This window comes from Stenotrophomonas cyclobalanopsidis, assembly GCF_008710035.1.
Classification (GTDB): domain Bacteria; phylum Pseudomonadota; class Gammaproteobacteria; order Xanthomonadales; family Xanthomonadaceae; genus Stenotrophomonas; species Stenotrophomonas cyclobalanopsidis.
This window is the reverse complement of record NZ_VYKI01000016.1, coordinates 1-19,755: the sequence shown is the minus strand read 5'-3', so window position 1 is coordinate 19,755 and position 19,755 is coordinate 1. Positions and strand designations below refer to the sequence as shown.

Below are 19,755 nucleotides of genomic sequence, written 5' to 3'. Positions count from 1 at the left end.
CTCCGTCTCGTTCTATCTCTAGAATAACAACACTAATTAAACCCCAACAGGGTTAGCCTTCTCCGGATCAATCTTGTACTGCTTGATCGCCCGGGCCACATCCTTACCCGTCATCTTCCCATCCTTAGCCAGCGCCGCAATCGCGGCATGCGCGATGTAGTACCGGTCAACCTCGAAGAAGCGACGCAGGTTCGCACGGGTGTCCGAACGACCGAAGCCATCCGTACCCAACACGGTGTACGACATCGGCACGAACGCGCGGATCTGGTCCGCATACGCACGCACGTAGTCGGTGGCGGCAATCGCCGGGCCCTGGCGGCCTTCCAGCAGCTCGGTCACGTAGGCCTTGCGCTGGTCGCCTTCCGGGTGGAAGCGGTTGGCACGCTCGGCATCGAAGCCATCGCGGCGCAGCTCGTTGAAGCTCGGGCAGGACCAGATGTCGGCGGTCACGCCGAAGTCCTTGTCCAGCAGCTCGGCGGCGGCAATCACTTCACGGAGGATGGTGCCCGAACCCAGCAGCTGCACGCGCAGCTCGCCCTTCTTCGGCTTGCCGGCGTCGGTCAGCAGGTACATGCCCTTCACGATGCCTTCGGCTGCACCTTCCGGCATTTCCGGGTGGGTGTAGTTTTCGTTCATCAGGGTCAGGTAGTAGTACTCGTCTACCTGGTCTTCCATCATGGCCTTGGTGCCGTGCTGCAGGATCACCGTCACTTCGAAGCCGAAGGTCGGGTCGTAGCTGCGCACGTTCGGGATGCCGCCAGCCACCAGGTGGCTGAAGCCATCTTCGTGCTGCAGGCCTTCACCGTTCAGCGTGGTGCGGCCGGCGGTGCCACCCAGCAGGAAGCCGCGGGTACGCATGTCGGCGGCCTGCCAGGCAATGTCGCCCACGCGCTGGAAGCCGAACATCGAGTAGTAGATGTAGAACGGCAGCATCGGCACGTTGCTGACCGAGTAGCTGGTACCGGCGGCCATCCACGAGCTGATCGCGCCCGGCTCGCTGATGCCCTGCTGCAGCACCTGGCCGCTCTGGTCTTCGCGGTAGAACATCAGCTGGTCGGCGTCGACCGGCTTGTACTTCTGGCCGAACGGCGCGTAGATGCCGATCTGGCGGAACAGGCCTTCCATGCCGAAGGTACGGGCTTCGTCGGCCACGATCGGCACGATGTGCGGGCCCAGTTCCTTGTCGCGCAGGGTGATGTTGAGGCTCTGCACGAAGGCCATGGTGGTGGAATAGCTGCGCTCGCCGCTGCTCTTCAGCAGGCGCTCGTAGGTTTCCAGCTTCGGTGCGTTGAAGCTCTTGTCGGCCTTGCGGCGGCGCTGCGGCAGGTAACCGCCCAGGGCGCTGCGGCGCTCCTGCAGGTACTGCACTTCCGGCGAATCCGGGCCCGGGTGGTAGAACGGCACCTGGCCATCGGCCAGCTGCGCGTCGGTCACCGGAATGTTGAAGCGGTCGCGGAAGTGGCGCACCGCTTCGTCGTCCAGCTTCTTGGTCTGGTGGGTCGGGTTCAGTGCCTCACCGGCGCTGCCCATGCCGTAACCCTTCACGGTCTTGGCCAGGATGACGGTCGGCATGCCCTTGGTGTTCACGGCCTGGTGGTAGGCGGCGTACACCTTGTGCGGGTCGTGGCCACCACGGTTCAGGCGCCAGATGTCGTCGTCGGACAGGCCGGCGACCATCGCAGCGGTTTCCGGGTACTTGCCGAAGAAATGCTCGCGGGTATACGCGCCGCCGAAGGCCTTGCAGTTCTGGTATTCGCCGTCGACGGTTTCCATCATCAGCTTCTTCAGGACGCCATGGGTGTCCTTGGCCAGCAGGGCATCCCAGTAACCGCCCCACAGCAGCTTGATGACATTCCAGCCGCCGCCACGGAACACGCCTTCCAGTTCCTGGATGATCTTGCCGTTGCCGCGCACCGGGCCGTCCAGGCGCTGCAGGTTGCAGTTCACCACGAAGATCAGGTTGTCCAGGCCTTCACGGCCGGCCAGCGCGATGGCACCCAGGGTTTCCGGCTCGTCGCTCTCACCGTCGCCGATGAAGCACCACACCTTGCGGTCGGACTTCTCGATCAGGCCACGGTTTTCCAGGTAGCGCATGAACTGCGCCTGGTAGATGGCGGCCAGCGGGCCCAGGCCCATCGACACGGTGGGGGTCTGCCAGAAGTCCGGCATCAGCCACGGGTGCGGGTAGGACGACAGGCCTCCGCCGTCGACTTCCATGCGGAACTTGTCGAGCTGCTCTTCATTGATGCGGCCTTCCAGGAAGGCACGCGAGTAGATGCCCGGGGCGCTGTGGCCCTGGATGAACAGCAGGTCGCCCGGATGGCTGTCGCTCGGGGCGCGCCAGAAGTGGTTGAAGCCCACGTCGTACAGGGTGGCGCCGGAGGCGAAGGAGGCGATGTGGCCGCCCAGGTCGCCCGGCTTGCGGTTGGCACGCACGACGGTGGCCATCGCGTTCCAACGGATGATCGAACGGATGCGCCATTCCAGTTCCGCGTTGCCCGGGCTCTTGGCCTCCAGCTGCGGATCGATGGTGTTGACGTATTCGGTAGTGGGCGAGAACGGCAGGTACGCACCCGAACGACGGGTCAGTTCCACCATGCCTTCCAGCAGCTGATGCGCGCGCTCGGGGCCCTCGACATCAATGACGGCCTTCAACGACTCGATCCACTCCTGGGTTTCCACAGGATTGGTGTCGTTGTTCAGCACTTCGTTCAACCAGTTCATTAGCGCTCCCATTACCGCACGCACGCGCGCGACTGTTGTATAGATATCTAGACCGCAAAGTGTAGCGCACCAAGGGCTTGCGTCGTTTGGCTACGCTGCCGTATGGAGGCAGGCGGCCAGTGTCCGCACGGTCTGTCCCGCGCTGTCCCGGTGCCGGACAGTGAAGTTTTTCAGGCACCTGCGATGGGCGGCCGCCCGTGCCCTGCGACGCGTTTGCACCGCAGGGCCCATCGGCAGGACGCAGTGTTACCGCTGGCGATGACCGTTGTAGGGCAAGGCCTGCGCCGCTGTAGGGGCATTCCGGGCGGTGGCGCTGAACCGCTGCCAACATGTCGCCCTTGCCTCTGGAACGCTCCGGCACGCGGCGGGAAGCTGCATGGCGCAGGCAGCCCCTTCCCCTGCGGCGTCCGCCACCTCGCGCCGCAGCTGCTTCGCCCAGAACCCACTGCAGCTTTGCGGTGGGTTCTTTCTTTGCGCCCCTCGTGGCCCGATCCGCACATCGGTGTGGCCGAAACCGTACTTGTCCGGTGCGGCTTATCGATATATCGTTTGCACACTCGTTACCGATATATCGAAATGGCCCGGACCTCTACTGCCAAGGCGCGCAAGGAAGACGATGCGCCCGCCGTGCCCCGCCGCAACGGCCAGCCGCGCGTGCTCAGCCGGGGCGACCTGCGCCTGCTGGTGCTGGCGCTGATCGGCGAACAGCCACGCCACGGCTACGAGCTGATCCAGCACATCAGCGGCATGTTCATGCAGGCCTACACGCCCAGCGCCGGCACGATGTACCCGCTGCTGGCCAGCTTCGAGCAGACCGGCTGGGTGGCATCGGAAGAAGAGGACGGCCGCCGGGTGTTCCGCATCACCGCAGCCGGCGAGTTCGAGCTGAAGGTGCAGCGCACCCAGGTGCGGCTGGCCCAGCGCCGCGCCTTCGACCGTGCCCGCGAGATCACCAAGGCCTCGCTGCCACCACCGCTGGCCGCCGCGCTGCGGGAGTTCAAGCAGGCGCTGGTGCGCCACCACGGCCGCTGGAGCGACGGCGAGGCCGAAGCTGTGGCCGAACAGCTGTCGCGCGCCTCGGCGCTGCTGAACGGTGCACTGGCCGATGCGCCCTACCGCGTTACCCCGACCGAGCCAGAGTGAATCCCGCCAGGTCGTTTACCCCTTCCACGCGCGCGATGCCGCGCGCTTACCTGCACAGGTACTGCAATGACCCAACATGAAAATTCGCGCCTGCGCCTGGATGTGCGCTTCCGCCACCTGACCGTGCTGCGCACCGAGACCGTGACCCCGCACATGCGCCGCGTGGTGCTGGGCGGCGCCGACCTGGCCGGCTTCGATTCGCCCGGCCCGGACGACCACATCAAGCTGTTCTTCCCCAACAGCAGCGGCGAGATGGTGCTGCCGGTGATGACCGCCGAAGGCCCGCGCTACCCCGAGGGCAAGGAGCACTCGGTGGCGCGCGATTACACCCCGCGCTGGTGGGACCATGAGACCGGCGAGCTGGCCATCGACTTCGTGCTGCACGACCAGGGCATTGCCGGACCGTGGGCCGAGCGCGCGCAGCCGGGCGACCCGTTGTCCATCGGCGGCCCGCGTGGCTCGTTCGTGGTGGCCGACGACTACGACGCCTACGTGCTGATGGGCGATGAAACCGCGCTGCCGGCCATCGCCCGCTGGCTGGACGTGCTGCCCGATGGCGCGCAGGTGCAGGCGTATATCGAAGTAAGCGACGAGGACGAGCGCCAGGACCTGCCGCAGTACGAGAACGTGCGCATCCACTGGCTGGAGCGCAACGGCTTCCCGGCGGCCAGCAGCACGCTGCTGGAAGACATGCTGACCGACTTCGAGGCCCCGGACGGCGACACGTTCTACTGGATCGCCACCGAATCGCGCCGCGCCCGGATGATGCGCAAGTTCATCGAAGGCCACCTGGGCGTGCCGCGCGACTGGATCCGCTCGACCGGCTACTGGAAGGCCCACCCGGACGAAGCCGACGGCGATTGAAACCGCTGTAGAGCCGAGCCCATGCTCGGCTGGTCCCTTCTGTAGAGCCGAGCCCATGCTCGGCTGCTTTGGGCGAGGCAAGCCGAGCACAGGCTCGGCTCTACAGCAACGCACGGCAACGTTCTACTGGATCGCCACCGAATCGCGCCGCGCCCGGATGATGCGCAAGTTCATCGAAGGCCACCTGCGCGTGCCACGCGACTGGATCCGCTCGACCGGTTACTGGAAGGCCCACCCGGACGAAGCCGACGGCGATTGAAACCGCGTGGGGTGGGTGCCGTGCCCTGTAGAGCCGAGCCCATGCTCGGCTTGCCCCTTCTGTAGAGCCGAGCCCATGCTCGGCTTGCCCCTTCTGTAGAGCCGAGCCCATGCTCGGCTTGCCCCTTCTGTAGAGCCGAGCCCATGCTCGGCTGCTTCTGGCGAGGCAAGCCGAGCACAGGCTCGGCTCTACAGGAACGCGCGGCAACGTTCTCTGCCACAATCGCGCTCCTTTCCTGCACCTGTGAGGCCCTCCATGGGCAAACTGACCCTGGCCGGCATCGACAAGCTGCGCACCCGTTTCGCCGATGACGCGGCCTGCGACACCGCCCTGGCCGCCTTCGCCGACCCGGCCGCCGCACGCGCGCCGCTGCGCGAGCTGTTGGAGGCCGAGCACCGTTATCTGCAGGCCGAATTCGAAGTGGCCCAGGTAGCCGACATCCTGCGCCGCGACCAGAAGTACGCCCCGGTGGGTCGCCCGTCGGTGCATATCGTGCAGCTGCGCAAGCAGCAGGCCGCCACCAAGCAGGCCGCCCTGATCGCCCGCAACGTGGTGGCGCAGGCCGCGCAGACGTTTGTGCGCGTGAGCGGGATGACCGTAAAGGCCAAGCAGAGCCCGAGCGAAGCCTGTGCCGCGTGGTTGATCGCGCAGCGCTGAAACCGCTGGATTCGGAAAACGACGACGGCGTTCGGGAAAACAACAACGGCGTCGGGATGAACGTCGACGGCGCTCGGGATAACAACGACGGCGTCGGGATGAACGACGACGACGTCCGGAAAAACTACGACGGGGTAGAGTCGACTGTTAGTCGACTATCGCGCGCAGCGCGGGGTTTTTGGCCCCCCACCAAGAGCAGTCGACTAACAGTCGACTCTACCGAAAGCGGGTTCCCGCGCAGGCCCAACCAATAGCGGGTTCCCGCGCAGGCCAAACCGAAAGCGGGTTCCCGCGCAGGCCCAACCGAAAGCGGGTTCGCGCGCAGGCCCAACCAATAGCGGGATCCCGCGCAGGTCCCACCGAAAGCGGAATCCCGCGCACCCCCACGCCCAAAAAAGAAGGCCCGCTTTTCAGCGGGCCTTCTGCCTTCTCACGACGAGTGAGCGGGTTACATCAAGCTGCCGGCTTTTCACCGGTGGCTTCGGTGGTGATGCGGATGTTCACTTCATCGCTAACGTTCGGGGCGTAGGCGCCGACGCCGAAATCGCTGCGCTTCAGGGTGGTGGTCGCATCGAAGCCAGCGGCCGGAACCTTGGCCATCGGGTGCTCGCCACCGCCGTTGACGGTGACGTCCAGGGTGACCGGCTTGGTGATGCCCTTGATGGTCAGGTCGCCGGTGACGGTCAGCTTGTTGGTGCCGGCGGCTTCAACCTTGGTGCTCTTGAAGGTGGCATCGGCGAACTTGGCGGCGTCGAAGAAATCGGCGCTCTTCAGGTGTTCGTCGAACTTGGCGGTGAAGCTGTTCAGGCCGCTCAGCGGCAGCTTCACTTCCACGGTGGACTTGGTCACGTCTTCGGCGTTGTACACCAGGGTGCCTTCGGCGTTGCCGAAGTGCGCGCTCGGGTGCGAGAAGCCGAAGTGGCTCCACTGGGCCAGCACATCGGTGTGGCTCGGGTCGAGCTTGTAGGTGCCCGAGGCGATCTGGATCGCTTCGGCAGCCGGGGCAGCCGCAGCGGCATCAGCGGCCGGGGTGGCAGCCTGCTCGGTGGTGGCCGGGGCGGCAGCATCGGCCGCCGGGGCAGCGGTGTCGGCCGGCTTGGAGCAGGCGGCAATGGCCAGGGTCAGGGCCAGCGGCAGCAGCAGTTTACGGGTGGCGCTCATCTCAGGAACTCTCCGGAATCGTAGGGTGGGTACAAGGTGCAACAGAGGCCGCCAAGGGGACGGCCCGAAACCGATACAGCGACTTACGCGATGCGCGCCGCTTCGTCGAACGACAGGCGCGGCAGACGGGGGAACAGGCCCGAGGGGTCACCGTAACCCAGGTTGACCAGGAAGTTCGACTTGATGTGGGTGCCGGCGAAGAAGGCTTCGTCGACCTTGGCATTGTCGAAGCCGGACATCGGGCCGGCATCCAGGCCCAGCGCGCGTGCGGCCAGGATCAGGTAGGCGCCCTGCAGGCTGCCATTGCGGAACGCGCCTTCGTGGCGGCCTTCACGCGGGCCGTCGAACCAGGCCTTGGCATCGGTGTGCGGGAACAGGTACGGCAACTTCTCGTGGAAATCCTCGTCGAAGCCGACAATGACGGTGACCGGTGCGGCCAGGGTCTTGTCGTGGTTGCCTTCGGACAGCGCCGGGGCCAGCTTGGCTTTGGCCTCGGCCGACTTCACGAACACGAAGCGCGCCGGGCTGCCGTTGGCGGCGGTCGGGCCCCACTTCAGCAGCTCGTACAGGGCGTGCAGCTGGGCGTCTTCCACCGGCGTGTCGAGGAAGTCGTTCTGGGTGCGGGCGGTGCGGAACAACTGGTCCAGTGCAGCGGCGTCGAGCGCGTGGGACATCGGTGGTTCTCCTGGCAGCAAAAGGGCGTCAGTGCCCGCGGGCGACGCGGGGCGAAAGGACGATCAGGAGTGTAGAGTGTCGCGACTGTTGCAACACCCAGCAGGGCTGAAACGAATTAATGCCAATGGTGAAACGATCAAGCGCGCCGTGGACGGTTACTGACGGCCGTGCCGGCAATGTCCGCCAGGCGATCGCGCTGGCCTCGGCGCTGCGCCAGGGCACCCATCGACCGCTGGTCCTGCAGCCCCGTGCGCCGTGGCGCTGGCTGTCACCGCGGCGCCTGCCCGGTGATGTGAACGGCTACGGCCCCGACTTCGCCGAACTGGCCGCGCAGGCCCCTGCGCTGGCGATCGGCTGTGGCCGCCAGGCCGCCGGTGCGCTGCGCGTGCTGCGTGCACGCGGCAGTCGCACGGTGCAGATCCTCGACCCGCGCCTGCCGTCCCGCCATTGGGACCTGGTGGTGGTGCCCGAGCACGATGCCCTGCGTGGCAGCAACGTGCTCACGCTGGTCGGCAGCCTGAACCCGGTGGACGATGACTGGCTGGCGCTGGGCCGCGCCGCGTTCGCCGACTTCGGTGCCCTGCCCGGCCCGCGCACCGCGCTGCTGGTGGGCGGGCCGACGCCGCTGGCACCGTGGGACGAGGCGGCGATGGTGGCGGTGTTCACGGCACTGGCCGAACAGATCCGCAGCGAAGGCGGCAGCCTGCTGGCCACCACCTCGCGACGCACGCCGCCGGCACTGGCCGAGATCCTGCGTGCGACGTTCGCGCACCAGCCACACGTGATCTGGGGCGATGGCGGCGACGGCGTGAACCCCTATGCCGGCCTGCTGGGCTGGGCCAACCGGGTGGTGGTATCGCCCGATTCGGTGAACCTGCTTTCTGAAGCCAGTGCCACGCGCCTGCCGGTGATGGTGGCCCTGGCCGACACCGCGCAGGGACGGCTGGCCCGCTTCCAGCGCCAGCTGCACGAACGCGGCCGGCTGCAGACACGCTGGCTGGACTGGCAGCACGACCGCATCAAGCCGCTGCGCGAAACAGCGCGGGTAGCCGCGGAAGTCAGCGCGCGCCTGACCCTGGCGTAGAGTCGAGCTTGCTCGACTGCTGTTGCCCGGTACAGTGGAGCAAGCTCGACGCTACAGTTCATGGCCGCTGGCCGGCCCTACCAATGCTTTACACCGGCAACGCTATGATCGGCACGCGGGCTTGTCCAAGGCCCAGTCGCTCCATGGAGGAATTGACGATGCGTACCCTGCCCTGCACTGCGATTGCCCTGGCCCTGGCCGTCGGCCTGCTGTCTGCCAGCCCTGCCGATGCGCGGCGCGTCTACCGCTTCGTGGACACGCAGCAGCCGCCGGTGTCGATGGATGTTTCCCCGGGTCTGGCCCAGACCATGGCGCAGGCCGATGCGGCCGCCGCCAACCCGCAGCCCGGCCAGCCGCCGGTGGCGGCATCCAATGGCGTGCCGCCGCCGATGCAGGTGCGCTCGATCGGCACCAACGTGGATGGCGAGCGCGAAGTGCTGCTGGAGCAGGCGGGACAACCGGGCAATACCGCCGCCATCCGCTGGCCAAACCAGGCGGGCGATCCGTCGGTGCTGTTCCATGTCGGCCAGACTGTGCAGTTCGACCCGACCCCGTCGGGCGGCCACAACGGCCTGATGGCCCGCGATCCGCAGGGCCGGCCGCTGACCCACATTCCCGCACCCAATCCGCCGGCCCAGGGCGGTTACTGAGCCGGGCCCGCTGAACGGCGGTTTTTGGCTTTGCTGGTGGGCGGGCGGATAATGGGTGATTCCCTTGTCTGCGCTGGCTCGCCATGTTCGTGCGTCCTGACCCTGTGTTTGCCCCGCTGACCCCGCGCGCGCTCGTGCTGGCAGTGCTGGCCATGGGCGCGGTGGTGCTGCTGTCCAACGTACTGGTGCAGTACCCGATCAACGACTGGCTGACCTGGGGCGCCTTCAGCTACCCGGTGGCGTTCCTGGTGAGCAACCTGATCAACCGCCGCTTCGGCCCGGGCCCGGCCCGCCGCGTGGCGTGGATCGGTTTCCTGCTGGCGGTGCTGCTGTCGGTGTGGGTGGCGACGCCGCGCATCGCGGTCGCCTCGTGCTCGGCCTTCATCGTGGCCCAGCTGCTGGACATCACCGTGTTCGACCGCCTGCGCCGTGGCAGCTGGTGGCGCGCACCAATGGTGGCCACCACCTGCAGCGCGACGGTGGATACGACCCTCTTCTGGTCGATCGCATTTGCCGGTTCGGCCCTGCCGTGGGTGAGCTGGGCGGCGGGCGACCTGGCGGTGAAGCTGGCCATCGGCGTGTGCCTGCTGGCCCCGTTCCGCGCGTTGTTGTGGAAGATGGCGCCGCTGGCCCGGTAGGTGCTCTGCCAACCAAGGTTGGCATCTACCAAAGCAGGTCACCGCGCGGTCATTGCCCTGGTAGGTGTCAACCTTGGTTGACACGCTTTTGCTCTGCCAACCAAGGTTGGCATCTACCAAAGCAGGTCAACCGCGCGGTCATTGCCCTGGTAGGTGTCAACCTTGGTTGACACGCTTTTGCTCTGCCAACCAAGGTTGGCATCTACCAAAGCAGGTCAACCGCGCGGTCATTGCCTTGGTAGGTGTCAACCTTGGTTGACACGCTTTTGCTCTGCCAACCAAGGTTGGCATCTACCAAAGCAGGTCAACCGCCGGGTCATTGCCCTGGTAGGTGTCAACCTTGGTTGACACGCTTTTGCTCTGCCAACCAAGGTTGGCATCTACCAAAGCAGGTCAGCCGCCCGGTCATTGCCCTGGTAGGTGTCAACTTGGTTGACACGCTTTCGCTCTGCCAACCAAGGTTGGCATCTACCAAAGCAGGTCAACCGCCGGGTCATTGCCCTGGTAGGTGTCAACCTTGGTTGACACGCTTTTGCTCTGCCAACCAAGGTTGGCATCTATCAAAGCGGGTCAACCGCCCGGTCATTGCCCTGGTAGGTGTCAACCTTGGTTGACACGCTTTTGCTCTGCCAACCAAGGTTGGCATCTACCAAAGCGGGTCAACCGCGCGGTCATTGCCCTGGTAGGTGTCAACCTTGGTTAACACGCTTTTGCTCTGCCAACCAAGGTTGGCATCTACCAAAGCGGATCAGCGCCCGGATATTGCCCTGGTAGGTGTCAACCTTGGTTGACACGCTTTTGCTCTGCCAACCAAGGTTGGCATCTACCAAAGCGGGTCAACCGCGCGGTCATTGCCCTGGCTGGTAGGTGTCAACCTTGGTTGACACGCTTTAAGCGGGTCAGCCAAACGGCAGCTCGGCGGCCACACACGCGGCGCTGATCGCGGCACACGCTTCTTCAATCGCCGGTGTCGTCGGCGCCAACCGCGGGCGGCGGTCCAGCGTGCAGGCCAGGCCCACATCCAGCAGCGTGGCATGCGCACCGTGCAACGCGCGCGCAGTGGCCTCAGGCAGGAACCCGGCAACCGCCAGCGCGTCAATCAACGACGGCGTGTCGCGCGGTTCCAGCAGCGCCGGTACCTGCGCGCTGCGTGCCAGCACGCCGGTCTGCAGCAGAAACTCCATATCGACCACGCCACCGGCGCCCTGCTTCAAGTCAAGCCGCGCGGCATCGCTGCGGTCCAGTTCGGTGCGCATGCGCCCACGCATCTTCAGCACGTCGGCATACAGCGTGGCGTGGTCGCGTTCGCGGCCCAGGGTCTGCGCGCGCACCTGTTCGAAGTCGGCCAGCAGGCTGGCATCGCCGGCCACGCCACGCGCGCGCACCAGCGCCTGGTGCTCCCAGGTCCAGGCACGTTCGCGCTGGTATTCGGTGTAGCTGGCCAGCGAGGACACCAGCGTGCCCTTGCCGCCATCCGGGCGCAGGCGCACGTCGATGTCGTACAGGCGGCCGGCAGCGGTGACCGCGCCCAGCAGCGCCATCACCTTCTGCGCCAGGCGCGCGTACCAGCGGCCCGGTTCCAGCGGGCGGGCGCCATCGCTGGCTTCCACGCCAGCGGGATGGTCATGAAGGAACACCAGATCCAGATCGGAACCGAAGCCCAGCTCCAGGCCGCCAAGGCTGCCGTAACCGATGATCGCGAAGCGTCCGCCGGGCACGACGCCGTGCGCGGCGTGCATGTCCGCCTCGGCCAGCTTGAGCACGGTGATGACCACCGCCTGCGCCAGCTCGGCCAACTGACGGGTGCTGTCCACCGCACCCTGGCGGCCATCCAGCGTGGCCATCGCCATGCGGAAGCTCAGCGCAAGTCGCGTTTCGTTGAGCCAGCGCAGCTGCGATTCGGGATCCTCCACCGGCAGCACCTGCTGGCATTCGGCCAGCATGCCGTCGAATGCGGGCATCGGCCCGGACACGCGCACGTCCAGCAGTTCGTCCAGCAGCAGGGGGTAGGCGGCCAGCCGTTCGGCCAGCAGCGCGCTGCGCGCCAGCACGTCCACCAGCCGCGTCAGGGCGCTGGGTTGTTCGTCCAGCAGCGCCAGGTAACTCGTTCGGCGCAGCACCGCCTGCAGCAGGCCGAGCACACGCTTGAGTGCGCCATCGGGCTGCGGCGAGCGCGTGGCGGCGTGCAGCAGCGCCGGCAGCACGCGGTCCAGGCGCGCGCGCGCGGCATCGGACAGCGACTTCACGCCGGTGCTCTGGGCGAAATCGCGCAGCGACTGATCGGCGCCGCTGGCATCGAGGAAACCGGCTTCGGCCAGCAGTTCGCCGTTGCTGCCTTCGGGCAGGCTGCGCCAGTAGCTGGCCAGCGCGTCGGGCGCGGCCTGGCCCTTGCGCGGCGCCAGCAGCGCGGCGAATTCGGTACTGACGCGCTGCTGCTGCACGCTCAGTGCCGCATGCAGTTCATCCCAGTCGGTGTAGCCCAGGCCGAGGGCGATGCGCTGGCGATCCAGCGGGTCGCTGGGCAATACGTGGGTCTGTGCATCGCGCAGCATCTGCAGGCGGTTTTCCAGACGGCGCAGGAACAGGTAGGCCTCGCGCAGCGCGGCACCATCGTCGGGTGCGATCTGGCCGGCGTTGACCAGCGCCGGCAGGGCGACCAGCAGGCGCCGCTCGCGCAGCACCGGTTCACGTCCGGCGCGGATCAGCTGCAGCGCCTGGCACAGGAACTCGATTTCGCGGATGCCACCGGCGCCGCGCTTGATGTCTTCGTGCAGCTCGCGGCGCGCGACTTCGGCGGTGATCGCCGCCTTCATCTCGCGCAGGCCATCCAGCGCGGTGAAATCCAGATAGCGGCGGTAGACGAACGGGCGCAGGGTCTGCAGCCACGCTTCACCGGCGGCGATGTCGCCGGCCACCGCGCGCGCCTTCAGCCAGGCATAGCGCTCCCAGTCGCGACCCTCGCGCTGGAAGTACTGGTCCATCGCCGCGAACGACAGCGCGACGCGGCCGGCGCTGCCGAACGGGCGCAGGCGCAGATCGACGCGGTGGCTGAAGCCATCGACGGTGGTGTCGTCCAGCAGCTTGGCCAGGCGCTGGCCGAGGCGGGCGAAGTATTCCTCGGCGGCCAGCGGGCGCGGGCCATCGGATTCGCCGCCCTGCGCGTAGGCGTAGACCAGGTCGATATCGGAACTGAAGTTGAGCTCGCCACCGCCCAGCTTGCCGAGGCCGAACACCACCAGCTGCATCGGCTGGCCGTCGTCACCGCGGATGACGCCGTGGCGCTGGGCGAATTCCTGCTGCAGGGCATCCAGCGCCAGGCGCAGGCAGTCCTCGGCGAGCGTGGTGGCGCCGGCCAGGGTCTGCGGTACGTCGTCCAGGCCGGCCAGATCGCGCCAGACCAGGCGGGTGGACATGGCCGCACGCCAGCGCCGCAGCTGCGCCGGCCAGTCGCTGGGCTGCTGCGGGTCGAGCACGGGGGCCGGCAGCGGCGGGCAGCCGGGCTGGGCCAGGTGGGCCAGCAGCCCCGGCTGGCGCACGAGGGTGTCCAGGGCGAAATCGCTGGCCACCGCCAGACGGGCCAGCGGCGCCTGCAGCGCGGCGGGGATGGGCTCGGGCAGGACGTGGGCCAAACGCGCCAGCGCGCGGTCGACCAGGGGCTGCAGGATGGCGGGCAGTGCGGCGGGGGCGAGGGTCATGGCCTGATTGTATCGACCCGGCCGGGGCGCGACCCGGTAGTGCCGGCCGCTGGCCGGCAGGGGTACGCGTAGAGTCGAGCTTGCTCGACTGGCCTTTCCAGAGCAGTCGAGCGAGCTCGACTCTACCGGCAATGCCGCCTGGCCTATTCAGCTTGGGCGTCAGGCAATAAAAAAGCCCGCTTGCAGCGAACTGCCAGCGGGCTCTGCTCCCTCCCCCACGTCGGGATGCAGGGCCATCCTGCGGAATGCGGAAGGACATTGCACGCTGCACTGCAAAACAGAACTGGTGGGTATGGTAGCCCGCCGTACGGAAAAGCCATTCCACGAAGGTCGCAGCCCCCGTACGGCGGGGGATGGCCGATAATCGGGCTTCCCCCCTGAAACACGTGTCGTCATGTCTGTTGATCGCATCGCCAACGCGCGTCTCCGTGACCGCGTGGTCTCCGCCGAGGCCGCAGCCGCGCTGATCCAGCCCGGTGAAACCGTCGCCATGAGCGGCTTCACCGGCTCCGGTTACCCCAAGGCCGTCCCCGTCGAACTTGCCCGCCGCATCGAGACGGTGCACGCCCAGGGCCTGCCCTTCCAGATCAAGCTGATGACCGGCGCCTCGACCGCACCGGAACTCGATGGCGCGCTGGCCAAGGCCGATGGCATCGCCATGCGCATGCCCTTCCAGAGCGACCCGGATGCGCGCAACCGCATCAACGAGGGCAAGCTGGATTACATCGACATCCACCTCAGCCACGTCGCCCAGCACGTCTGGTTCGGCTTCTACGGCGAGATCGACACGGCGGTGATCGAAGTGTCGGCCATCCGCGAGGACGGCTCGCTGGTGCCCTCCACCTCGGTGGGCAACAACAAGACCTGGCTGGACCTGGCCAGGAAGGTCATCGTCGAGGTCAACGAGTGGCAGCCGGCCGGCGTTGACGGCATGCATGACATCTACTACGGCACCGCGCTGCCGCCGCACCGCAAGCCGATTCCGCTGGTCAATGCCAACGACCGCATCGGCGATACCGCGCTGCGCTGCGACCCGGACAAGATCGTGGCCGTGGTGCGCACCAATGGCCCGGACCGCAACAGCCCGTTCAGCCCGATCGATGCGACCAGCGAGCAGATCGCTTCGCACCTGATCGAGTTCCTGCAGCACGAAGTGAAGAAGGGCCGCCTGCCGCCGAACCTGCTGCCGCTGCAGTCGGGCGTGGGCAATATTCCCAACGCGGTGCTGGCCGGCCTGGCCAGGAGCGGTTTCCGCGATCTGGCCGCGTTCACCGAGGTGATCCAGGACGGCATGCTCGACCTGCTGCGCGACGGCGTGCTGAGCTATGCCTCATGCACCGGCTTCGCGCTGAGCCCGCAGGCCAACGAGACGTTCAAGGAGCACATCGATTTCTACCGCGAGCGCATCATCATGCGCACGCAGGAAATCTCCAACCACCCCGAACTGGTGCGCCGCCTCGGCTGCATCGGCATGAACGGCATGATCGAAGTGGACATCTACGGCAACGTCAATTCGACGCACGTGATGGGCACGCGGATCATGAACGGCATCGGCGGTTCGGGCGACTTCGCGCGCAATGGTTTCCTGTCGGCGTTCCTCAGCCCGTCCACGGCGAAGAACGGCACGATCTCGGCCATCACCCCGATGGTGAGCCATGTCGACCACACCGAGCACGACGTGTCGGTGATCGTGACCGAACAGGGCCTGGCCGATCTGCGTGGCCTGACCCCGCGCAAGCGCGCGCAGGTGCTGATCGACAACTGCGCACACCCGGATTTCCGCCCGCAGCTGCAGGATTACTTCGACCGTGCCAGCCGCGAAAGCTACGGCAAGCACACCCCGCACCTGCTGCCGGAAGCGCTGTCGTGGCACCAGCGTTGGCTGGATACCGGCACGATGAAGGGCTGAGATCCGGTTCCGGGGAGCCGAGCCCATGCTCGGCTCCACACGGCACGCATCACGCGATACGCAGCGCCGCCAGCGATTCCGCCTGCAGCCGCTCGTAGATCTCGAACTCGTCGTTCACCGCCACGCCCATCGCCTGCTCGAACGCTTCGCGGTTGGCATGTGCGGCATAGGCACGCTGCTCTTCACCGCCCAGGTTGGACTGGAAGATGCCCGCGGCGCTGACCGGCAGGAAATCCTCGTAGACGATCGGGTCGGCCGTGGCCAGGCCGGCGGCCACCAGCACTTCGGCCGGCAGGTCGGCCACGCGCTCGGGCGCGGCGCGGCCGGCATCGGTCAGCTGGTAGCGGTAGTAGCCCAGCCCTTCCTGGCGCAGGGTGTCGTGGTCATCGGGGAAACTGGCGAACACCGCCTGCAGGCGCTGGCCGTAGTCACCACCGGTGCTGCCGGCGCCGCCGGCATCGCGCGCCTGCGCCAGCAGCTGGTCGTACAGCGCGCGCCCCTTCGGGGTCAGCGCTAGGCCGCGCTGCTCGATCTCGCCGAAGCGCGCGGTATGCGTGCCAGCGGCACCGCCCTCGCCACCGGGGAAATGCACCGCCTCTTCCAGCGCCTTGAAGCTGGTCTGCCGCAGCAGGATCGGGCAGGCGCGGCGCGGCGGGCCTTCGATCACCGCCTTGGCGGCCATGCCGTGCTCGATCATCGCCGCCTGCGCGGCGTCGATATCGAGCGTACGCGGGGTGAGGTGGTTGATGTGCGGGCCGCGGAAGCTGACCACGTCGGCCACCAGCCGGTGCGCATCGTGCAGCGCGTGGTAGGTGGGCAGGTCGACGGTGGCATCGCCGTGCCAGCGGAAGGTTTCCAGCGCCTCGGCAACGAAGCGCTCGGCATCGGCCTGCGACAGGCCACCGTCACGCTCGGCCTGGTCGATCAGCGCCAGCGCGCCCTCGGTGAAGATGCGGCGGCGTTCAAGGATGCGTGCGGACTCGGTGCGCAGCGCTTCGTCTTCGATCAGCTCCAGGCGCAGCAGCGAGGTGAACACGCGGAACGGGTTCTGCGCCAGGGCCGCGCCGGTGAGCGGGCGGAACGCGGTGGAATGCACCGGCACGCCGGCCACCGACAGATCGTAATAGGCCACCGGGAACATGCCCATGACCGCGAACAGGCGGCGCAGCGTGGCCAGTTCCTGCGGGGTGCCGACGCGGATGGCCCCGTGGCGTTCTTCGTCCAGGCGTGCGCGTTCGTCGTTGCGCTGCAGCTGCGCGTCCAGCGCCGGGTCCTGCGCAAGCACCTCCGCGTTGATCCGCTCCACCAGTTCCACCAGCGTGCCGTACAGCGGCACTTCGGTGCGGTACATGCGGGACATGGCCTGGGCGAACAGGCGGCGGATCACATCAGGCGAAACGAAAGAGGCGCTCATCAGTCACTCGAATGCGGGAATGGGAACGGCGAGAGCCGTATTGTCGCCGCCGCTCGCTGGGAACACCATCGGTAGCGCCGGGCCCAGCCCGGCGGGCTCCCAGGCCGCGCGGCGCGCGCGCCGGGCATGGCCCGGCGCTACCGCTTCAGCTGGCGCTTCAGGGTGGCGTCGAGGGTGATCGGCCGGTCCCAGTGCTCGTAGCTGGCCACGATGGCGTGGCGCACCGATCTGTAGAGTCGAGCTTGCTCGACTGCTCCGTCCGGTTTCACCGGCATGCGCGTGACCACCGCTTCCCAGCCCCCTTCCGGGTTCTGGCTGAAGGCGCGCACGCTGTCGCGGCAGGTCTGGCCGCTGGCCTTGGCCCAGAAGCAGGCAAAGTAGATATCGCCGGCCTGCCAGCCATGGGTGGTGAACAGCGCGCTGACATAGCCGCGCGGCACGTTGGCGTAGCGCGATACCTCGTCGAGGAAGGCATCGGGGTAGCGCTCGGCGTAGTGGTTGATGTCCTGCAGCTGGGCATCCAACCAGCGATCACCGGTTTCCACCGTGTAGGCCGCCGAACGTTCGGCGGTCTGCTGGGCCAGCACGGTGGCCGGCGCCAGCAGCAGGAGCGACAGCAGCAGGGTCGAGCGCACCAGGGTCGAGGAACGGTTCATGCCCCGATTCTGCCGCAGCCGCCGGGCCCTGTCAGGCCCCTGCAGCAGCCTTGGCCTCGATCGCTGCCAGCGCGGCCGGCCAATCCCAGGCGGTATCGGCGGTGACCATGCGCGGCTCGTCGTCGGCCACGCCATGCTGGGTTTCGTGCGCCCAGGTGACCGCGTACGGGGTGTGGATGCCCCAGCCGCCGAGGGTGACCACCGGCTCGATATCCGAGCGCAGCGAGTTGCCCACCATCACGAACTGCTGCATCGGCAGATCGAATTCGGACAGCACGCGGGCGTAGGTTTCCGGGTCCTTCTCGGAGACGATCTCGATGCGCGGGAACAGCTCGTGCAGCTTGGCCACCTTGATCTTGGCCTCCTGGTGAAACAAATCGCCCTTGGTGATCAGCACCACCGGGTACTGCTCGGCGATGGCCGCCACCGATTCGCGCACGCCGTCGATCAGATCGACCGGGTGGCGCAGGGTGTCATGGCCGATATCCAGCATGCGCTGGATGTCCTTGGCGTCGATGCGCTGGCCGGTGATGTCGATGGCCGCTTCGATCATCGACAGGACCATGCCCTTCACCCCGTAGCCGAACACGGCCAGGTTGCGCTGCTGCACTTCCAGCAGGTGGCGGGCGGTCTGGGTGTCGTGCACGTCGACGTAGCGCGACAGCAGGTCCAGGTAGTCCTGCTCGGCCTTGCGGTAATAGTCCTCGCTCTTCCACAGCGTGTCGTCACCGTCAAAACCGACCAGGCCGATGGCGCGCGAGCGCGCAGGCGTGGAGGCGTTCATGCGGCAAGGATACAGGGGTGGCGAGGGCAACAAAAACCCGGGCGGCCTTCGCCGCCCGGGCCCCATGCACCGGTTGCCCCGAACACAACCGGATTCGATCAACCGGTTTCATTCAACAGCGATCAGTTGCCGCCGCCGGCACCCGCCCCGGCCTGCTGGGCGGCCACGAAGGCCTTGTACTCATCGGCGCTGAGCTCGCCGTCCTTGTTGGTATCGGCCTGGTCGAACACCTGGGCCAAGCCCGCGTTCACCTGCGCCTCGGACTTGCTGATGGTGCCGTTGCCATCGGTATCGATGCTGGCCCAGGTCTGGCCGCCGCCACTGGCCTGTGCCTGCGCCGAAGCAGCCGCACTGGAGGCCTGGTCAGCCGCCTGGCCCGCCTGAGCAGCCGACTGCTGGGCCTGCGCCGCCTGATTCTGTGCCTGGGCTGCCTGCTGCTGGGCGCTCTGCGCCATGGCCGGGACGGCCAGCACACTACCGGCGGCAACGATCAGGGCGAGCAGGGGCTTGCGGTTGCGAATAGTCATCAGGTGGATCTCCTTGGGGTGGTGGAGCGCGGGGTGTTGTCTCCGCACGGCACCTACCCTGCCACCGCGTTTCTGAATCGATTTTGGGCCGCGACCGGCGTGCATACAGCTGGTTAACCACTCTCCATCGCGCATGGGTTAGCGCGGTGGTTAGGGCAAAGTGAGCGGTCCATAAGATGCACATTCAGTGCGGCCGGATTTAACCGGCACGCAACGAAAAACCTGCGTCAATCGACGTTTCGCGCGGCTGACCGCGAACTGAACAGGACCCATCCCAGCGCCACACCGGAGAGCGCGCCGGCGATTTCCAGCACCACACGGCTTCCCAGTTCGTTGGGGTCGTGGATGGTAGAGAGGAAGATGCGCGCATACAGCGGCGATTCCAGGCGGACGATGCCCATGTAGAACAGCTTCCACATGTCGATGCCGGCGGAGATGGCGACGGAGAACACGCAGGCCCAGCCAATGGCATGGCCCATGGACCAGCGCAACCCGCGGCACAGGTGATGCCAGAGGAAGTACACCAGCAGCCCGACCAGCAGGGCGATGGCACCGGCTTCGAGGGAGCCGAGCAGGCCGAAGTGCAGCGGAAGGTTCATGCAGGTGGGCAGTTGGGAGGCGGTAGTGAGTGTAAGGGTATCGGCAGGGCTTGCAGCCCTGCATCTGCGGTAGTGCCGGCCGCTGGCCGGCAACCTGACGTCAAAAGCCAGAGCAGCATTCCGTGGGATGGAGGGGAGGTTCACGTGGCTGTTGGTGGGTGCCGAACCGGCAGCCACCAGAGCAGAACGCCGCTCTGACAGATCGCGGAAAACTGTCGAAGGCGGGGTGGGTCCGGTTGAGGGGGCGTGAGCCGCATGGATGCGGCGACCGAGCTTACATGGACGTACTTGCAGCGTCCCCCTCAACCGGACCCAC

16 protein-coding genes and 1 pseudogene are annotated in these 19,755 nt (G+C 67.0%); 8 read left to right on the top strand and 9 right to left on the bottom strand.

Going from position 1 to position 19,755, the window contains the following annotated elements; genetic code table 11:
* Nucleotides 1-36 precede the first annotated feature (36 nt).
* The gene (aceE, locus tag FJU31_RS12855; RefSeq protein ID WP_150455096.1) at nucleotides 37-2,724 is read right to left on the bottom strand and encodes a pyruvate dehydrogenase (acetyl-transferring), homodimeric type; all 2,688 of its coding nucleotides are present in this window, start codon (nucleotides 2,722-2,724) and stop codon (nucleotides 37-39) included.
* 576 nt (nucleotides 2,725-3,300) lie between these two features.
* On the opposite strand from aceE, the gene FJU31_RS12850 reads away from it, so the two are divergent.
* The 4 genes and pseudogenes from FJU31_RS12850 to FJU31_RS12835 all read left to right on the top strand — a co-directional run bounded on the left by FJU31_RS12850 (nucleotide 3,301) and on the right by FJU31_RS12835 (nucleotide 5,647).
* The gene (locus FJU31_RS12850) at nucleotides 3,301-3,867 is read left to right on the top strand and encodes a PadR family transcriptional regulator (RefSeq protein ID WP_150455095.1); all 567 of its coding nucleotides are present in this window, start codon (nucleotides 3,301-3,303) and stop codon (nucleotides 3,865-3,867) included.
* A 66-nt stretch (nucleotides 3,868-3,933) separates the two neighbouring features.
* Nucleotides 3,934-4,731, top strand: a complete 798-nt coding sequence (locus FJU31_RS12845) for a siderophore-interacting protein (protein ID WP_150455094.1) — start codon at nucleotides 3,934-3,936, stop codon at nucleotides 4,729-4,731.
* 118 nt (nucleotides 4,732-4,849) lie between these two features.
* A pseudogene (locus tag FJU31_RS12840) lies at nucleotides 4,850-4,990 on the top strand (SIP domain-containing protein); the annotation flags it as partial.
* Between the two features lie 255 nt (nucleotides 4,991-5,245).
* Complete coding sequence (locus FJU31_RS12835; RefSeq protein ID WP_108767534.1) at nucleotides 5,246-5,647, top strand: hypothetical protein; 402 nt, start codon at nucleotides 5,246-5,248, stop codon at nucleotides 5,645-5,647.
* Nucleotides 5,648-6,100: 453 nt separating this feature from the next.
* Here FJU31_RS12835 and FJU31_RS12830 read toward each other — a convergent pair whose 3' ends face one another.
* Both FJU31_RS12830 and FJU31_RS12825 read right to left on the bottom strand, forming a co-directional pair.
* Nucleotides 6,101-6,808, bottom strand: a complete 708-nt coding sequence (locus tag FJU31_RS12830) for a YceI family protein (protein ID WP_150455093.1) — start codon at nucleotides 6,806-6,808, stop codon at nucleotides 6,101-6,103.
* A gap of 83 nt (nucleotides 6,809-6,891) precedes the next feature.
* Nucleotides 6,892-7,482 carry a malonic semialdehyde reductase gene (locus tag FJU31_RS12825; protein ID WP_150455092.1) on the bottom strand — a complete coding sequence of 197 codons (591 nt, stop codon included), beginning with the start codon at nucleotides 7,480-7,482 and terminating at the stop codon, nucleotides 6,892-6,894.
* Nucleotides 7,483-7,607: 125 nt separating this feature from the next.
* On the opposite strand from FJU31_RS12825, the gene FJU31_RS12820 reads away from it, so the two are divergent.
* The 3 genes from FJU31_RS12820 to FJU31_RS12810 all read left to right on the top strand — a co-directional run bounded on the left by FJU31_RS12820 (nucleotide 7,608) and on the right by FJU31_RS12810 (nucleotide 9,855).
* On the top strand, nucleotides 7,608-8,567 hold the full coding sequence (locus tag FJU31_RS12820; RefSeq protein ID WP_150455091.1) for a mitochondrial fission ELM1 family protein: 960 nt from the start codon (nucleotides 7,608-7,610) through the stop codon (nucleotides 8,565-8,567).
* Between the two features lie 158 nt (nucleotides 8,568-8,725).
* Nucleotides 8,726-9,217, top strand: coding sequence for a hypothetical protein (locus FJU31_RS12815; RefSeq protein WP_150455090.1), 492 nt, complete (start codon nucleotides 8,726-8,728; stop codon nucleotides 9,215-9,217).
* 83 nt (nucleotides 9,218-9,300) lie between these two features.
* Nucleotides 9,301-9,855, top strand: coding sequence for a queuosine precursor transporter (locus FJU31_RS12810; protein ID WP_150455089.1), 555 nt, complete (start codon nucleotides 9,301-9,303; stop codon nucleotides 9,853-9,855).
* Between the two features lie 899 nt (nucleotides 9,856-10,754).
* On the opposite strand, the gene glnE is transcribed toward FJU31_RS12810, so the two are convergent.
* On the bottom strand, nucleotides 10,755-13,550 hold the full coding sequence (gene glnE, locus FJU31_RS12805) for a bifunctional [glutamate--ammonia ligase]-adenylyl-L-tyrosine phosphorylase/[glutamate--ammonia-ligase] adenylyltransferase (protein ID WP_150455088.1): 2,796 nt from the start codon (nucleotides 13,548-13,550) through the stop codon (nucleotides 10,755-10,757).
* Nucleotides 13,551-13,944: 394 nt separating this feature from the next.
* Here glnE and scpC point away from each other — a divergent pair, with 394 nt between their 5' ends.
* On the top strand, nucleotides 13,945-15,459 hold the full coding sequence (gene scpC, locus FJU31_RS12800) for a succinyl-CoA:acetate CoA-transferase ScpC (protein WP_150455087.1): 1,515 nt from the start codon (nucleotides 13,945-13,947) through the stop codon (nucleotides 15,457-15,459).
* A gap of 49 nt (nucleotides 15,460-15,508) precedes the next feature.
* On the opposite strand, the gene hglS is transcribed toward scpC, so the two are convergent.
* The 5 genes from hglS to FJU31_RS12775 form a co-directional block, all read right to left on the bottom strand.
* The gene (gene hglS / locus FJU31_RS12795) at nucleotides 15,509-16,873 is read right to left on the bottom strand and encodes a 2-oxoadipate dioxygenase/decarboxylase HglS (RefSeq protein WP_150455086.1); all 1,365 of its coding nucleotides are present in this window, start codon (nucleotides 16,871-16,873) and stop codon (nucleotides 15,509-15,511) included.
* A gap of 137 nt (nucleotides 16,874-17,010) precedes the next feature.
* Nucleotides 17,011-17,529, bottom strand: a complete 519-nt coding sequence (locus FJU31_RS12790; RefSeq protein WP_150455085.1) for a hypothetical protein — start codon at nucleotides 17,527-17,529, stop codon at nucleotides 17,011-17,013.
* A gap of 31 nt (nucleotides 17,530-17,560) precedes the next feature.
* Entirely contained in the window at nucleotides 17,561-18,313 is a 753-nt protein-coding gene (locus FJU31_RS12785) for an HAD family hydrolase (RefSeq protein WP_150455084.1), read from the bottom strand.
* 122 nt (nucleotides 18,314-18,435) lie between these two features.
* A complete protein-coding gene (locus FJU31_RS12780; RefSeq protein ID WP_108745792.1) occupies nucleotides 18,436-18,840 on the bottom strand; it encodes an EF-hand domain-containing protein in 405 nt (134 codons plus the stop codon).
* Between the two features lie 227 nt (nucleotides 18,841-19,067).
* On the bottom strand, nucleotides 19,068-19,439 hold the full coding sequence (locus FJU31_RS12775) for a hypothetical protein (protein WP_150455083.1): 372 nt from the start codon (nucleotides 19,437-19,439) through the stop codon (nucleotides 19,068-19,070).
* Nucleotides 19,440-19,755: the final 316 nt, after the last annotated feature.

Coding starts and splice junctions, on each gene's coding strand:
- aceE (WP_150455096.1), bottom strand. CDS start 2,724: ATGAACTGGTTGAACGAAGTGCTGAACAACGACACCAATCCTGTGGAA.
- FJU31_RS12850 (WP_150455095.1), top strand. CDS start 3,301: ATGGCCCGGACCTCTACTGCCAAGGCGCGCAAGGAAGACGATGCGCCC.
- FJU31_RS12845 (WP_150455094.1), top strand. CDS start 3,934: ATGACCCAACATGAAAATTCGCGCCTGCGCCTGGATGTGCGCTTCCGC.
- FJU31_RS12835 (WP_108767534.1), top strand. CDS start 5,246: ATGGGCAAACTGACCCTGGCCGGCATCGACAAGCTGCGCACCCGTTTC.
- FJU31_RS12830 (WP_150455093.1), bottom strand. CDS start 6,808: ATGAGCGCCACCCGTAAACTGCTGCTGCCGCTGGCCCTGACCCTGGCC.
- FJU31_RS12825 (WP_150455092.1), bottom strand. CDS start 7,482: ATGTCCCACGCGCTCGACGCCGCTGCACTGGACCAGTTGTTCCGCACC.
- FJU31_RS12820 (WP_150455091.1), top strand. CDS start 7,608: ATGGTGAAACGATCAAGCGCGCCGTGGACGGTTACTGACGGCCGTGCC.
- FJU31_RS12815 (WP_150455090.1), top strand. CDS start 8,726: ATGCGTACCCTGCCCTGCACTGCGATTGCCCTGGCCCTGGCCGTCGGC.
- FJU31_RS12810 (WP_150455089.1), top strand. CDS start 9,301: ATGTTCGTGCGTCCTGACCCTGTGTTTGCCCCGCTGACCCCGCGCGCG.
- glnE (WP_150455088.1), bottom strand. CDS start 13,550: ATGACCCTCGCCCCCGCCGCACTGCCCGCCATCCTGCAGCCCCTGGTC.
- scpC (WP_150455087.1), top strand. CDS start 13,945: ATGTCTGTTGATCGCATCGCCAACGCGCGTCTCCGTGACCGCGTGGTC.
- hglS (WP_150455086.1), bottom strand. CDS start 16,873: ATGAGCGCCTCTTTCGTTTCGCCTGATGTGATCCGCCGCCTGTTCGCC.
- FJU31_RS12790 (WP_150455085.1), bottom strand. CDS start 17,529: ATGAACCGTTCCTCGACCCTGGTGCGCTCGACCCTGCTGCTGTCGCTC.
- FJU31_RS12785 (WP_150455084.1), bottom strand. CDS start 18,313: ATGAACGCCTCCACGCCTGCGCGCTCGCGCGCCATCGGCCTGGTCGGT.
- FJU31_RS12780 (WP_108745792.1), bottom strand. CDS start 18,840: ATGACTATTCGCAACCGCAAGCCCCTGCTCGCCCTGATCGTTGCCGCC.
- FJU31_RS12775 (WP_150455083.1), bottom strand. CDS start 19,439: ATGAACCTTCCGCTGCACTTCGGCCTGCTCGGCTCCCTCGAAGCCGGT.